Source organism: Streptomyces sp. NPDC017936 (genome assembly GCF_044328485.1).
GTDB lineage: Bacteria > Actinomycetota > Actinomycetes > Streptomycetales > Streptomycetaceae > Streptomyces.
In genome coordinates, this window is sequence record NZ_JBIRHK010000004.1 from 141,782 (window position 1) to 156,122 (window position 14,341).

Here is a 14,341-nt window from a genome sequence, read left to right on the forward strand (position 1 = left end):
CCATGACGACCCTCACGGAAGCCGACGCGCTCGACGGGCTGCGCGATGCGCTCGGGCTGCTCAAGGACCGGGAGCAGGTGGCCGAGCGGCTGCTCGCCTCCTCCGCCAAGCACTCCTTCGACCCGGACAAGGAGCTGGACTGGGACGCGCCCTTCGAGGAGGGCAAGTGGTTCTGGCCGCCGGAGCTGGTGTCGCTGTACGACACGCCCCTGTGGAAGCGGATGAGCGAGGAGCAGCGGATCCTGCTGTCGCAGCACGAGGCGGCGGCACTGGCCTCCCTCGGCATCTGGTTCGAGATCATCCTGATGCAGCTGCTCGTCCGGCACATCTACGACAAGTCGGCGACGAGCGCGCACGTGCGGTACGCGCTGACCGAGATCGAGGACGAGTGCCGGCACTCGAAGATGTTCGCCCGGCTGATCTCGCACGGCGGCACGCCCTGGTACCCGGTGAGCCGCGCCCACCAGCACCTCGGCCGCCTGTTCAAGACGATCTCCACCACGCCCGGGTCGTTCACCGCGACCCTGCTCGGCGAGGAGGTCCTCGACTGGATGCAGCGGCTGACCTTCCCCGACGAGCGGGTCCAGACCCTGATCCGCGGCGTCACCCGCATCCACGTCGTGGAGGAGGCCCGGCACGTGCGGTACGCCCGCGAGGAGCTGCGCCGCCAGATGGTGACGGCGCCGAGGTGGTCGCAGGAGTTCACCCGGGTGACGTCCGGCGAGTTCGCCCGGGTGTTCTCGGTGGCGTTCGTGAACCCCGAGGTCTACACGAACGTGGGACTGGACAAGCGGGAGGCCATGGCGCAGGTCAAGGCCAGCGGCCACCGGCGGGAGGTCATGCAGACCGGCTCGAAGCGCCTGACGGACTTCCTCGACGACATCGGCGTGCTGCGCGGGGTGGGACGGCGCCTGTGGAAGTCCTCCGGACTGCTGGCTTAGGCACGCCGCCGGGGCGGGCGATTACGCTGCACGGCATGACCCCCGCCGCCCCCGCCTACCGTCGTCTCAGCGTCGAGGAGCGCCGCAGTCAGCTGCTCGACGCCGCGCTCACCCTCTTCGCCCACCGGGTTCCCGAGGACGTCTCGCTGGACGACGTGGCCGAGGCGGCCGGGGTGTCCCGGCCACTGGTCTACCGGTACTTCCCCGGCGGCAAGCAGCAGCTGTACGAGGCCGCCCTCGGGTCCGCCGCCGACGAGCTCCGGAACTGCTTCGACGAGCCCCACGAGGGCCCCCTGCTGCCCCGCCTCGGCCGCGCCCTGGACCGCTACCTCGCCTTCGTCGGCCGGCACGACGCCGGGTTCAGCGCCCTCCTCCAGGGCGGCAGCGTCGTCGAGACGTCCCGCACGACCGCCATCGTGGACGGTGTGCGGCGGGCCGCGGCCGAGCACATCCACAGCCACCTCGGCGTGACCGCGCCCGGCCCCCGGCTGCGGATGACCGTCCGGATGTGGATCACCGCCGTGGAGGCGGCCTCCCTGATCTGGCTCGACGAGGACCAGCAGCCGCCCGCCGAGGAGCTGCGGGACTGGCTCGTCGACCAGTTCGTCGCCGTCCTCACGGTGACCGCGGCACGGGACCCGCAGACCGCCGACGTGGTCCACGGTGCGCTCGCCGCGGAGACCTGATCGACACTGGTGCCGTGAAGAGCGAAGACACCCCCTTCGAGGGCGGCCCCATGGACGGCCGCGTCCTCCCCGTGCTGCTGGGCCCGACGGGACACCCGCCGAAGACGTACCGCATCCCCGTGCCCGACGCGGCCGGCGGCCCGCCGACCGTCCTGGTCTACCGCCGCGTGCCCCGCGGGCACGGCGGGAAGCTCGGGCTGCACCGGGGCTGGAAGTACGCCTACGACCCTCAGGGCCGGGCGGGCGGCCGGCCGAGGTGGCCGTGGTCGAAGCCCGACGCCACGCCGGACGGCAAGCGGGATGACGCCGACGGGTGATCCTGTTGCGCCGAACCGCGCAGACCTCACCCGCGGGCCGGGCACGCACACCTGATGCTCACCGTGCGGGGTGGAGGGGCCGCCCCGCGAGGGAGGTGATGACGTGTCAGGAAGGCTGTTGCGTCGGGTGTGCACGGCCTGCACGACGACGATGCTGGCCGCGCAGACCGTACTGGTCCCCGCCGTCGCCGCGGCCGCGCCGAAACCCCCGCAGCCGCCCGGCGCGCGGTCGACGGCGAAACTGCTGACGGACCTTCAGAAGCTGTACCGGCAGGCCGAACAGGCCACCGAGGCCTACAACGCCACCGAGGAGAAGCTGAAGCAGCGCCGGGCCGAGGCCCGCCGCGTCGAGGCCGAGCTGGCCAGGACCCGCCTGTCGCTGCGGGAGAGCCGGATCGCCGCCGGACGGCTGGCCCGGCAGCAGTACCAGAACAGCACCGACCTCTCCCCCTACCTACGGCTGCTGCTGGCCCGCGACCCGCAGCACGCCCTCGACCAGGGGCACGTGATCGGCCGGCTGGCGCGGGAGCGCGCCACGACGGTGGGGCGGCTGGAGGGCAGCGAGCTCAGGGCCGACGGGCTCGCCCGCCGGGCCCGCGCCGCCCTCGACGCCCAGCTCACCCTCACCGAGCGCCGGAAGAAGGAACGCGACGCCGTGCGCCACCGGCTCGCCGCCGTGGAGAAGCTCCTCGCGTCCCTCACCGCCGCCCAGCTCACCGCCCTCGCCGCGTACGAGCGCGACGGCGTCGCCGAGGCCCAGGCGCGGCTCATGGCCTCGGGCGCGCTCAGCGACTCCCGTCCCCCGTCGGCCGGGGGCGAGCGGGCCCTGCGCTACGCCGTGCGGCAGCTCGGCAAGCCGTACCAGTGGGGTGCGGAGGGGCCCGGGTCGTACGACTGCTCGGGCCTGACCTCCCAGGCGTGGGGCCACGCCGGGACGCCCATCCCGCGCACCAGCCAGCAGCAGTGGGCCCGGCTGAAGCACGTCCCGCTGACCGAACTGCGCCCCGGCGACCTGGTCGTCTACTTCCCCGAGGCCACGCACGTGGCGATGTACCTGGGCGGCGGTCAGGTGGTCCAGGCCCCGCGCACCGGCGAGAAGGTCAAGGTCTCCCCGATCGCGTCCCACCCGGTCCTGGGGGCGGTGCGCCCCGATCCGCAGAGCGCGCCCCTGCGGAGCTACGAGCCCCTGACGGCCCGCACGCCGCCGAAGACGACCCCGCCGAAGGCGGCCCGGCCGAAGGCGACCCCGCCGAAGGCGACCCGCCCCTAGGTGCGCGGGACCGTACCGGTGTGCGGCGCTGCCGCAGGGGCGCGACGGCGCCCCACGCGGCCCGCGGCCGCCGGCCCCGCGCGCCCGCCGCGGCGCTCAGGCCCCGGTCACCTCGGCGAGGTACGCCGCCGTCTTCTCCGGCTCGTAGAAGAAGTTCTCGAAGTCCGCGGGGTCGTTGAAGGCGTTGGCGAAACGATCGGCCACCGGCTGGAGCTGCCCGGCGGCGCCCAGCAGGTTCACGATGTGCTCCGGCGGCGGCGCCAGCATCGCGTTGGTCCACTTCGTGACGTGCCGCGCGGTGTCCCAGTAGCGGTCGAACGTCGCCTGCATCCACTCCTCGTCGAACTCCTTCTCGCCGTGCTCGAGGATCGAGGCGAGGTAGGAGGCCGCGCACTTGGACGCCGAGTTGGAGCCCTGGCCGGTGATCGGGTCGTTGGCGACGACCACGTCGGCGACGCCGAGGACCAGGCCGCCGCCGGGGAGGCGGCCGATCGGGTTGCGGACGGTGGGGGCGTAGCGGCCGGCCAGCGTGCCGCCGGCGTCGGTCAGTTCGACCTTGGTGGCCCGCGCGTACTCCCAGGGCGTGAACCGCTCCATGAGTTCCAGGGTCAGGGAGAGGTGCTCCGCCGGGTCCTTGACGCCCCGGAAGACGTCGAGCGGGCCGCCGGGCACGCCCTCCCAGAAGAGGATGTCGGCGCGGCCGGAGAGGGTCAGCGTCGGCATGACGAACAGCTCGCCGACCCCGGGGACGAGGTTGCAGCGGACCGCGTCCGTGTCCGGGTGCTCCGGGCGCGGGCCCAGCCCGTGGACGTACGCCACGGCCAGGGCGCGCTGCGGCTCGCTGTAGGGCGACAGCTCCGCGTCGCGGCCGAACATCTGCACGAGCTCGCCCTTGCCGGCCGAGACCAGGACGAGGTCGTAGGCGCGGGAGAAGTAGTCGAGGTCGGAGACGGCCGCGCCGTGGATCACCAGCTGGCCGCCGCGCTGCGCGAAGATCTCCATCCAGCCGGCCATCTTGACCCGCTGGTCCACGGACTGGGCGAACCCGTCGAGCCGGCCCAGCCAGTCGATCGCGCGCTGGGTCGGGCCCGGGTCGTGCGAGCCGGGGGCCGCCACCGAGACGCCGAGTCCCTCGATCTTCGGGGCCTGGGACTCCCAGAAGTTCAGCTGGAGATCACGCTCGTGCTGGAGGGCCGTGTGGAACATGCACTGGGTCGACATCACCCGGCCGGCGCGGATCTCGTCCGCGGTCCGGTTGGACATCAGGGTGACCTCGTACCCGTGCGACTGGAGGCCGAGAGCGAGCTGGAGGCCGGACTGGCCGGCTCCGACGACGAGTATCTTCCGCATGCGAAGGGGTGTCTCCTACTCGGGGGTTTCGTCGAGCGCGTGACCGACGAGGGCCAGGAGGGTCTCGATCACCGAGATCCGGCGCCGCGCATCCATGATCATGACAGGTATGTGCGCGGGGATCGTCAACGCCTCCCGCACGTCCTCCGGTTCGAACAGCTCGCTGTCGTCGAAGTGGTTGACCGCGACGACGTAGGGCAGCCCGCAGCTCTCGAAGTAGTCCAGCGCCGGGAAGCAGTCCTTCAGGCGGCGGGTGTCGGCGAGGACCACCGCGCCGATCGCGCCGCGCACCAGGTCGTCCCACATGAACCAGAACCGCTGCTGGCCCGGCGTGCCGAACAGGTAGAGCACCAGGTCGTCGTCGAGCGTGATGCGGCCGTAGTCCATGGCCACCGTGGTGGTGACCTTCTCGGGCGTGCCGGTGAGGTCGTCGGTGCCCTCGCTCGCCTCGGTCATCAGCGCCTCGGTCTGCAGGGGCGTGATCTCCGAGACGGTGCCGACGAGCGTGGTCTTGCCGACGCCGAAGCCACCGGCCACCACGATCTTCGTGGCGATGGGGGCGCGGGTGCGGTCCGTCTGCCAGGGCCGCAAGGTCTCGTCGGGCTCGGGTTCGACGAGGGGGGAGACACCACGAGCGGCGTCAGAGACGACGGAGTCCACTCAGCACCCTTTCCAGCAGAGCGCGGTCGGGACGGCCCGTACCGTGACCGGTCCCGGTGCCGTACACACGGATCTTTCCCTGGTCCGCGAGGTCGCTGAGGAGCACCCGGACCACGCCGAGCGGCATCTTCAGCAGCGCGGCGATCTCCGCCACCGTACGCATACGGCGGCACAGTTCGACGATGGCCCGCAGCTCCGGCATCACCCGGGTGGTCAGGGAGCCCGTCGTCAGTTCCCTGCGCTCCTTCGGCGCCTCGAGTTCCGCCGTGGTCGCCACGAACGTCTCGACGAGGAGGACGTGGCCGAAGCGGGTGCGGCCGCCGGTCAGCGAGTACGGGCGCACGCGGGCGGGCCTGCGGTCGCCGCCGCGGACGGGGAGCTGCTGCCTGGGGGCCGGCGGGGTCGTCCCGGGCTGCCGGGCCTTCCCCCGCTGCGGCTGTTTCGGCTCGGCGCTCATCGGCTGCTCCCCGCGGTCTCGGACTCCAGGGACTTCCTGAGCTCGCTGCGGAGTTCGGGGGTCAGGACGTGGCCGGCGCGGCCCACGAAGAGGGCCATGTGGTACGCCACCACGCTCATGTCGCAGTCGGCGGAACCGTGGACGCCGAGCAGGGAGCCGTCGCTGATCGACATCACGAACAGGCTGCCCTCCTCCATGGCGACCATGGTGTGCTTGACCCCGCCGGACTCCATGAGCTTGGCGGCGCCGATGGTGAGGCTGCCGATGCCGGAGACGATGGTGGCGAGGTCGGCGGACGAGCCCCGCGGACCGGTGGGTCTGGTTCCCTCGGCCTGGCGGGCCGCGTCGTTGCGCCCCGGGTCCGAGGAGAGCAGGAGCAGGCCGTCGGAGGAGACGACCGCGACGGACTGGATGCCCGGCACCTCCTCCACGAGGTTCGTCAACAGCCAGTGCAGGTTGCGGGCTTCACTGCTCAGTCCGAAGGTACTGGGCGCGGTCAACTGCTTGCCTCCTCGACTGTGCCCCCCGTGTCTTCTTCGGCGTGTGCGTGTGCTTCTTGCGGTGACGGCGCCTTGTTCTGGGCCGTCTGTTCGGCAATCTCCGTCTCCACGTCCCGGTAGCCGGCCTCCGCCCCCCGGCGGAAGCCGCCCAGACGGCGGCGGAGGGCTTCGGCGTCCACGGAGCCGGTCCGCAGGCGCGGGGCCGGTGCGGGGGAGGTGATCCTGGGGGTGCGCTTGGGCAGGCCCTTGTCGGTGAGGACGTCCTGCGGGGCGTCGGGGGTGCGGGCGTGCTCCGCCCCGGCTTCGCCTTCGGCGGGCGTGCTCGCGTCACCCGGACCGCCCGTGCCGCTCCCGTCGCCGGGTGCGGGCGACCCCGGCGGGGCGCCCTCGCCGCCGGCGGCCGCGGGTGCGGGGGCGGCGCCCGCGGGCCGGTGGTCTGCGGCCTGCCGGCCCGCGGGCCGGTGGTCCGACGGCTCGGGGCCGTCCGTGGACGCCGGTCCGCCCGACGGCTCGGGGCGGTCCTCGGACGTCCGGTCGCGGTCGTACCCGGCGGACCGGTCGCCGGACAGCGCACGGTCGCCCGACGACTCACGGTCGCCCGACGACTCACGGTCGCCCGTGGACGCCTGGTCGTCCGACACCGCACGGCCGCCCTCGGCCGGACGGTCGCCCGACGGCTCGCGGTCGGTCTCTGCCGTTCGGTCGTCCGACGGCTCGTGGTGGTCCTCGGCCGGACGGTCGCCCGACGGAGCCCGTTCGTCCCCGGCGGCCGTGTCGTCCCCGGGTGCCCGGTCCTTCCGGGGCCCCTCCGGGTCGCCCTGCTGGGCCGGGATCAGGAGTTCCATCGTCGTCTCGGACGGGGTGTCCGAGCCGGCCTTGCGGACCGCCTTCTCGGCGAGGGCGACCAGGGGGTCGCCGGTTCCCTTGGGGCGGCCGGGGAGGACGTTGGAGTTGGCCTCGGCGTTCGCGCCGGGGAGGGAGAAGGAGGCGGAGGCGTCCGGTGCGGCCGCCGGGACCGCGGCCGCGGGGGCCGTGGCCAGCAGCGGGGTCGGCAGGACGACGACCGCGGCGATCCCGCCCTGCTTCTGCTCGCGCAGCCGCACCCGCACCCCGTGCCGGTGGGCGAGGCGGGCCACGACGTACAGCCCGAGGCCGAGGCCCTCCTCGCCCTCCTGGTCGTAGGGGGTGTCCGGGTCGAACTCGGTGAGACGGGCGTTGAGACCGCTCAGGCGCTCCTCGGTCATGCCGATGCCCTCGTCCTGGACGGAGAGCATGACCTCGCCGTTCTCCAGGAGCCAGCCGGAGATCTCGACGGGCAGGTCCGGCGGGGAGAACGAGGTGGCGTTCTCCATCAGCTCGGCCAGGAGGTGACTGAGGTCGTCGGCGGCGAAGCCGGCCACGTGCGCGTGCGGCGGGAGGGCGGAGATGCGGACGCGTTCGTAGCGTTCGATCTCGCTGACCGCCGCCCGGACCACGTCCACCAGCGGGATCGGGCCCGCGTGCTGCTGGACGTGCTCCGTGCCCGCCAGCACCAGCAGGTTCTCGCTGTGCCGGCGCATGACGGTGGCGAAGTGGTCGAGCTTGAAGAGGGTGGCCAGGCGGTCGGGGTCCTGTTCGCGCTCCTCCAGGCCCTCGATGACGGCCAGTTGGCGTTCGACCAGGCCGAGGGTGCGCAGGGAGAGGTTGACGAAGGTGCCGCTGATGCTGGTGCGCAGCCGCTCCAGCCGGGCGGCGGCGTCGTCGAGTTCGGCGCGCAGTTCCTCGCGGGCGTCGGCCATCTTCTGGCGCTGGCCGACGAGGTGCTTGCGGTCCGACTCCAGGGTGGTGACGCGCTCGTGCAGGGCGACGGCGTGCTCGTGCAGGGCGTTGACGGAACGGACGACCTGGGCGAACTCGTCGTTGCGCCCGGTGAACCGGATCGGCTCCTCGCCGGGCGGGTGCTCGGCGCCCGCGAGCCGGGCGGAGCCGATCCGCAGGACGGCCAGCGGGCGGGTGAGGCTGCGGGCCATGGCGGTGGCGATGCCGATGGTGACCAGCACCAGGGCGCCGAGGAGGGCGACGCGGATCTCCAGCGCGGTGACGTCGTCGTCGCGCAGTCGGGCGAGGTCCTTGGTGCGGTGGTCGTAGAAGGAGGACTCGGCGCCGCGCATCAGGTCGACGCGGGCGGAGAGCGCGGCGTCCAGCTTCTTGGTGCCGGTGTCGAGCTCGTCGTCGCTCAGCTCCGGCTGGTCGGTGAGGGCCGCCAGGTACTTCTCGGCGGTCTCGACCTCACCGCCGGTGACCGTGGAGTCGTAGGAGTCGACGACCTCGTCGGGGGCGCTCTCCCGGAACGCGGCCAGCGCCGCGTCGGAGCGCAGCCGGGCCTGCTGCGCGGCGGCGGTGAGGGCGTCGCGCTGCTTGGCGCCGGCCTTGGAGGAGACGGTCTCGGTGGACGTCAGGCCGGTGACGGGGTCGTAGACGCTCTCGGTGGACGTCGGCACGCTCAGCGCGGCGAGCAGCAGTCCGCGGGCCGCGGCGGCCTGCTGGACGGCGGTGTCGAGGTCGGCGAGGGCGTGGGCGCCGGAGCCGGCCCGGGAGGGCATCTGCTCGGCGAGCCGCTCGGCGAGCCCGTGCAGCGCGGCGATCGCGGCCGAGTACGCCTCGTGCGCCTCCAGCGCGCTGCTCTTGCCGGTGAGGGCCGCCTGGCGGACGGAGGCGATGCCGCCGAGGTCCTCGCGGAGCGCGGCGGGCGTGTCGGTGTCGGCGGTCAGCTCCCGCACCTGACGGTCGACGCGGGCGCTGCTCTGCGCGGAGGGCGCCGCGGACTTGGTCCGGCCGGCCGCGACGTAGGCGGTGACCTCGTCGCGCTCGTCGGCGATCGACTGGGCGAGCGCCAGGGCGTCCTGGGTCCGCTCGGCCAGGGTCACCAGATCCTGGGAGTCCTTCAACTGCCCGGAGGCGGCGAGGATCGAGGGGGCGCCGGCGCCGGCGACGGCGGCGGCCACCACGGCGACCGCGACGATCAGCCGGTTGCGTACGTGGGTCGGACGGCCCTTGCCGACAGGGGTGCGCTCCGCGCCCCCCTCGGAGGCCGTCTGCCTGCCTGTGCGCCGAGGCCGCGTCTTCTGCACCGGTGCTCGCATTCCTGACTCGTGTACCCATGGGCCGGATGACGCCCCGTCAACTGGTGCGTACGTCCGGTACGGTCCCCGACCCTCCCAGTGCCGGTGGGCGCGGGCCGCGCAACGCCGGCCCCGCCACCCGAAGGAGTGAACATCGGAGGGGAGCGGGCGGGCAAGTTCCTCTGGCGTGTGCGACGGCCTTGCGCGGAGCGCCGGTTGGACGTGGACGGCGGGCTTTGGCAATATTCGCCGCCACGCCTTCCCGGAGTGCTTCATTACCGCCCAAAACAGGCGTCTGACCTGCGAGGGCGCGCCAACCCGGGGAGCACTGCCAGCCTTTCGTGGAGGGTGTGGAGGGGTCGTGCAGACTGGCCGGATGCGTACGGAACTCGTGTCCGAGCCCGGCGATCGGACCCGCCCCAACGAGGACTTCGCGAGTGTCGGACTTCCCGCCTGCGGACAGGGTGGTTCGCTCGTCGTGCTGGACGGAGTGACGCCGCCGCGGGGCGACTCCGGCTGTCTGCATCCGGTCCCCTGGTACACCGCGCGCCTGGGCGGGGCACTGACCGAACTGACCGTTTCGCTCCCGGATGTTCCGCTGGCCGAGGCGCTGGCCCGCGCCATCGCGCGTACCGCCGACACCCACGCCGCGACCTGTGACCTTTCTCACCCGCGCACCCCGCAGGCGACGGTGGCCGTCGCCCGCTGGTCCCCGGAGTCGGTCGAGTACCTGGTCCTGTCCGACGCGGTCCTCCTGGTGGCGGCTCCCGACGGCACGGTCACCCCCGTCCTCGACGACCGCCTGGCCCTCCTCCCGCCCGCCCTGCTGGCGAGCGCGGAGATCTGCGACGCGCGGGCCCGCAACAAGGAGGGCGGCTTCTTCACCGCCGCGGCCGACCCGGCGGTCGCCGCCCGCGCGGTCACCGGCACCCTGCCGCGCACCGGGGTGGCGGCGCTCGCCGCCCTCTCGGACGGGGCGGCGCGCTGGGTGGAGAGGTTCCGGGAGGGCGACTGGGCGGACCTGTTCGCCCAGGTGCGCCGGCAGGGGGCGCGGGCGCTGGTGGAACGCGTGCGGGAGCTGGAGCGGGCGGACACCGGTCGGGCGTTGCCGGGCCGCGGCAAGAGGCACGACGACGCGACGGTGGTGTTCGTGGAGCTGTGACGCCGACGCCGGGAGCACCCCGCTCCCCGTGCCGGGCCGCCCCTCTGCCGGGCCGCGGCCCGCTACTTGGCCATGCCCCGGTTCAGTTCGTGGAGCAGCCGCGCGAGCTCCGCGACCTCCCCGCGGTCCCAGTGCGCGAGCTGGCTGACGTAGCGGGCCCGGCGGGCCTCGCGGACCCGGCTCACCCGGGTGCGGCCCTCCTCGGTCAGGTCGACCAGCCAGGCCCGTCCGTCCGCCGGATCCGGTTCCCGGGCGATCAGGCCGAGCTCCTCCAGGGCGCGCAGCTGGCGGGACATGGTGGCCTTGCCGACGCCGATGTAGGCGGCGAGCTCGGTCGCGCGCCGGCGTCCGCACTCCTCGAGCCGCACGAGCAGGCCGTACGCCGCGGACTCCAGGTCCGGGTGGACCTCGCGGGCCATCTCCCCCTGGTTGGCCCGGGCGCGGCGCAGCAGCACCGTCAGTTCCCGCTCCAGGGACAGGAACTCCCGGTCCACACCTGTCGACGGCATCGCGGACGCGCTCCCGCGTCCGTCGCCGTTTCCGTCCTCGTGCACGTCAGCGCTCCTGATCCGGGTCCCGCGCCGATTCTACGTGCGTGGTCCTCCACCGGGTCGGGAGGTGGGCCCGGCGCACCCGCCCCGCCGGCCGGGGACGCTCACAGGGGCGGAAGGGGCGGAAGGGGCGGGACGGGCGGGAGGGGCGGAGCGCCGTCGGCGTACGGAAGCCTCGGCCGGGGCGGCAGATAGGGCCGGGCGTGGTGCTCGCAGAGCCAGAAGGTGTCGCCCTCCGGCGTCACCACCTTGTTGAGCCCGCCCCAGCGCCGCTCGGGATCGAGCTTGGTGAGCAGGGCGAGCATGGCGCGGAACTCCGAGTCCCACTCCGCCCTGATCATGGGCCGGGGCGAGTCCAGGGGATCCATGCCGTCGATGCCCTGGGTCGCGTCGACGAGCGCCTTCATCAGGGCGATGTCGTCCTTGAGCTGCTTGTTCAGGTCGTCGGCCGCGACCCCCAGCACCGCCCCCGCCACCGGCACGGCGTACCGCAGCACCTGCAGCACCGTCCGCGCGTACGGCAGCAGGTCCTGCACCTTCTGCGAGGTCGCGCGGAACTCGTACGGCTCGTGCCCCGGCGCCGGGTGCCAGGCGCCCGGCGCCTCGCAGTACAGCCGCAGCCGCAGCACGGCCCCCGGCAGCAGGCCCAGGGCACGCCGCCGGTCGACCCGTGTCACCGACAGCAGGGTCGGGCAGCTCACGCCCTGGGTGCTCAGGCTGCCGCGCCAGGCGGTCAGCGCCGCCCGCTGCTGCTCTGCGGCGATCGCGAACCGCTGCGCTCTGGCGAGCTGCAGCTGTTCCAGCAGGTCCGTCTGGCGTGCCGCTTGGTCCCGGCCCTGCTGCTCGACCAGCGCCTGCAGGGTCTGCACCGCCTCCTTGGTCTCCTGGGCCATCCGCGCGGAGACGTCGGCCGTCGGGGACTCGATGCCCTGCAGGAGCAGCCGGACGTCGTGGTTCTCGTAGTCGACTGGGCACTCGATCTTCTCGCGGGGAGGCCGGCGGGTCAGCCGGTCCTTGAGCTGCTCGTGGGGGAACTCGTGCGTGCAATGGGAGCCGTCGGGGAGCCGGCCGGGGCACGGCACGATGCGGGTGATCTCCAGCCCGGGATACCGCTGCAGCGTCTGCTCGAAGCCGTCCTTGAGCACCGCGAAGAAGTCCTGCGGGTAGGGCCCGCGCACCCGCAGTTCGGCGGTCTTCGTCAGCCGGTCCACCGTCACGAGCGCGGTGTGGTCGCCGTCGGCGGTGGACTGCCGCAGCAGGGCGCCACTGCGCCAGTGCAGACCCGCGGTGAAGCGGTGCTCACGGGCGATGAACCAGGTGGGGATGCCCGGGGGCACCGTGTGCAGCCGGTAGCGCAGCCGGATCTCCCGGTGCTGCGGTTGCCCGGCCGCCTCCCATTCCGTCCTGTAGTCGGGCGGGTCCAGCGGCAGCAGCTCCACGACGAGGCTGCTCGTGCCGTCGTCCGTGCGGTACGAGAGGTCGAAGTGCTCCATCATCGCCACGAAGTGGCGGCGCAGACTCGGGTCGAGGTCGGCCCACAGCTCCCCCTGGTGCCGCTTGGTGAACAGCGCCCGGGAGTCCCGCACCCGCCGCGAGTCGAGAACCTTGCTGACGTAGTCGGTCACCCACTGCGGACGCAGGACGGCGATGTCCTCCAGCTCCGGATCGTCCGTGTAGGCGAGGATGTCGCCGAGGCTGTGGAGGGCCGCGCGCAGGCCGCGCTGGTGGTCGGGGTCCGTGACGCCGTTCGTCTCGAGGAGCCGGTTCAATTCCTCCGGGGTGACGTGGTTGCGCGGGTCGGCCCGCACGGCTTCCGCCGCCTGGAGCCAGGTCTGCGGCCAGAGCACCCCCATCAGGGGCAGGTGCGCGGCGTGCCGGGCCAGGCCTTCCACGACGGCGTCGATTCCCTCGCGGGTCATGCTGTCGGCGGCCAGCGAGTCGACGATGAGGCCCGGATAGGCCGCCTGGAGCTCGGCCAGGGGGAGCTCGGCGGGCCGGGGACCGAGATGCGTCGCCACGAGGACGACGGGGGCCCGCGGCGCCCTGGCCTTGATCATGTCCAGCCAGTAGTAGAGCTTGCTGGCCTCCCAGCCCACCTGTGCGTCCCAGACCAGCACGAAGAGCGAGCGGTCCGTGAGGAAGAACTGGTGCGTCGCGTGGTAGATCTCCTGCCCGCCGAAGTCCCAGGTGGCCAGGTTCATGGTGACGCCGGCGTGCGCCGGGTCCGGGTGCGGGAGCCGCAGGCTGTCCACGTTGAGCCCGTGGGTGCTGCTCTCCTGCGGATCGAACGCCTCGTTGCGCACGGCCTTGAGCAGCGAGGTCTTCCCGGCACGCCCCTCGCCGACGACGACGATCTTGGAGGACCACTGGGGGGTCGAGGCGACGGCTCGCTCGCGGAGGAAGGCGAGGAGGGTGGGGGTGCCGGCGGACAGGACCTCGGGAGGGAGGGCGGTGAGGGGATTGCCTTCCAGGGCGAGCCCGAGACCGTCCGAGAGCTGCCCCGCCGAGTCCGGCAGGTCCCGCAGGCCGTTCTGACGCAGGATCAGCGCGGCGAGGCGGGAGAGGGCACCTATGGAGCCGGGGAGTTCGCTCAGTCCGCAGCGGTCGACGCCGAGCTGGCGCAGCACGGAGCCGGGTCCGATGTGGTCCGGGAACCGCGTGAGGGGATTGCCGGACACCATGAGCGTCTCCAGCGCGGGGAGGTGCCAGAGCCACTCGGGCAGTTCGCCGATCTGGTTGTCGGCCAGGTACAGCGTCCTCAGCGAGGTGAGTCCGCGTAACGGGGTCGGCACCTCGGCCAGCCGGTTGAAGTCCATGTCGAGCCTCCGCAGCCCGACGAGCCGGCCGAACGACTCCGGCAGACGCGCGACGGCGTTCCGGTCCAGGTTGAGTTCGCGCAGCGCGGTGAGTTCGCCGATCCAGTCGGGCAGCTCGGTGATGTCGTTCCCCTGGAGGCCCAGTTCGCCGAGATGGGGAAGGGTCCGCACCACGGCCGGAATCTCCGTCAGACCGTTGGATCCCAGGGACAGCAGGCTCAGACGCGGCAGGCCGGAGAGCGAGTCGGGGAGCTCGGTGATGTGGTTGTTCTCCAGGTGGATCTCCTGGAGGCCCGCCAGTTCGCCGAGCCACTTGGGCAGTTCCGAGAAGTGGTTCCTGCCGAGGGCGAGCCGGTGCAGATGGCGGAGTTCACGGACTGCCGGAGGCAGCTCGGTCAGCCCCACGCCGCCCAGGTCCAGACTCCTGCGTCCCCGCGCCGCGGAGATCGCCTGTGCCACTTCTGCCTCAAGGCCCATACCTGTCCCCCCGGACGTCGGCTCCCCACCAGTCGGGCCAGTGTGATGCTCCT

General features: G+C 73.1%; 12 protein-coding genes. 5 read left to right on the forward strand and 7 right to left on the reverse strand.

Translation table 11 applies throughout. The features are described 5' to 3' along the window. Positions 1–2: 2 nt before the first annotated feature. The 4 genes from ACH4F6_RS10105 to ACH4F6_RS10120 all read left to right on the forward strand — a co-directional run bounded on the left by ACH4F6_RS10105 (position 3) and on the right by ACH4F6_RS10120 (position 3,214). The gene (locus ACH4F6_RS10105; RefSeq protein ID WP_397959457.1) at positions 3–941 is read left to right on the forward strand and encodes a diiron oxygenase; all 939 of its coding nucleotides are present in this window, start codon (positions 3–5) and stop codon (positions 939–941) included. A gap of 35 nt (positions 942–976) precedes the next feature. Continuing rightward, entirely contained in the window at positions 977–1,627 is a 651-nt protein-coding gene (locus ACH4F6_RS10110; RefSeq protein WP_397959458.1) for a TetR/AcrR family transcriptional regulator, read from the forward strand. Positions 1,628–1,641: 14 nt separating this feature from the next. Then, on the forward strand, positions 1,642–1,944 hold the full coding sequence (locus ACH4F6_RS10115) for a hypothetical protein (protein ID WP_397959459.1): 303 nt from the start codon (positions 1,642–1,644) through the stop codon (positions 1,942–1,944). A 103-nt stretch (positions 1,945–2,047) separates the two neighbouring features. Further along, positions 2,048–3,214: an NlpC/P60 family protein gene (locus tag ACH4F6_RS10120; RefSeq protein ID WP_397959460.1), complete on the forward strand. Its 1,167-nt coding sequence runs from the start codon at positions 2,048–2,050 to the stop codon at positions 3,212–3,214. Between the two features lie 96 nt (positions 3,215–3,310). On the opposite strand, the gene ACH4F6_RS10125 is transcribed toward ACH4F6_RS10120, so the two are convergent. Genes ACH4F6_RS10125 through ACH4F6_RS10145 form a run of 5 tightly spaced genes read right to left on the reverse strand, consistent with a single transcriptional unit; the run spans position 3,311 to position 9,291 of the window. Then, complete coding sequence (locus tag ACH4F6_RS10125; RefSeq protein ID WP_397959461.1) at positions 3,311–4,564, reverse strand: styrene monooxygenase/indole monooxygenase family protein; 1,254 nt, start codon at positions 4,562–4,564, stop codon at positions 3,311–3,313. Positions 4,565–4,579: 15 nt separating this feature from the next. Continuing rightward, entirely contained in the window at positions 4,580–5,224 is a 645-nt protein-coding gene (locus ACH4F6_RS10130; protein WP_397959462.1) for a GTP-binding protein, read from the reverse strand. Then, positions 5,205–5,681, reverse strand: a complete 477-nt coding sequence (locus tag ACH4F6_RS10135; RefSeq protein ID WP_397959463.1) for a DUF742 domain-containing protein — start codon at positions 5,679–5,681, stop codon at positions 5,205–5,207. Before ACH4F6_RS10135 ends, ACH4F6_RS10130 begins: the two co-directional genes overlap by 20 nt. Further along, positions 5,678–6,181, reverse strand: a complete 504-nt coding sequence (locus ACH4F6_RS10140) for a roadblock/LC7 domain-containing protein (RefSeq protein ID WP_397959464.1) — start codon at positions 6,179–6,181, stop codon at positions 5,678–5,680. Before ACH4F6_RS10140 ends, ACH4F6_RS10135 begins: the two co-directional genes overlap by 4 nt. Then, positions 6,178–9,291, reverse strand: a complete 3,114-nt coding sequence (locus ACH4F6_RS10145) for a nitrate- and nitrite sensing domain-containing protein (RefSeq protein ID WP_397959465.1) — start codon at positions 9,289–9,291, stop codon at positions 6,178–6,180. Before ACH4F6_RS10145 ends, ACH4F6_RS10140 begins: the two co-directional genes overlap by 4 nt. A gap of 367 nt (positions 9,292–9,658) precedes the next feature. Between ACH4F6_RS10145 and ACH4F6_RS10150 the strand changes: the two genes are divergently transcribed. Continuing rightward, positions 9,659–10,444: a protein phosphatase 2C domain-containing protein gene (locus tag ACH4F6_RS10150; RefSeq protein ID WP_397959466.1), complete on the forward strand. Its 786-nt coding sequence runs from the start codon at positions 9,659–9,661 to the stop codon at positions 10,442–10,444. Between the two features lie 62 nt (positions 10,445–10,506). On the opposite strand, the gene ACH4F6_RS10155 is transcribed toward ACH4F6_RS10150, so the two are convergent. Continuing rightward, a complete protein-coding gene (locus ACH4F6_RS10155; protein WP_397959467.1) occupies positions 10,507–10,998 on the reverse strand; it encodes a MarR family winged helix-turn-helix transcriptional regulator in 492 nt (163 codons plus the stop codon). Between the two features lie 101 nt (positions 10,999–11,099). Further along, positions 11,100–14,270 (reverse strand): COR domain-containing protein, encoded by a 3,171-nt coding sequence (locus ACH4F6_RS10160; RefSeq protein ID WP_397959468.1) that lies wholly within the window; start codon positions 14,268–14,270, stop codon positions 11,100–11,102. Positions 14,271–14,341 lie beyond the last annotated feature (71 nt).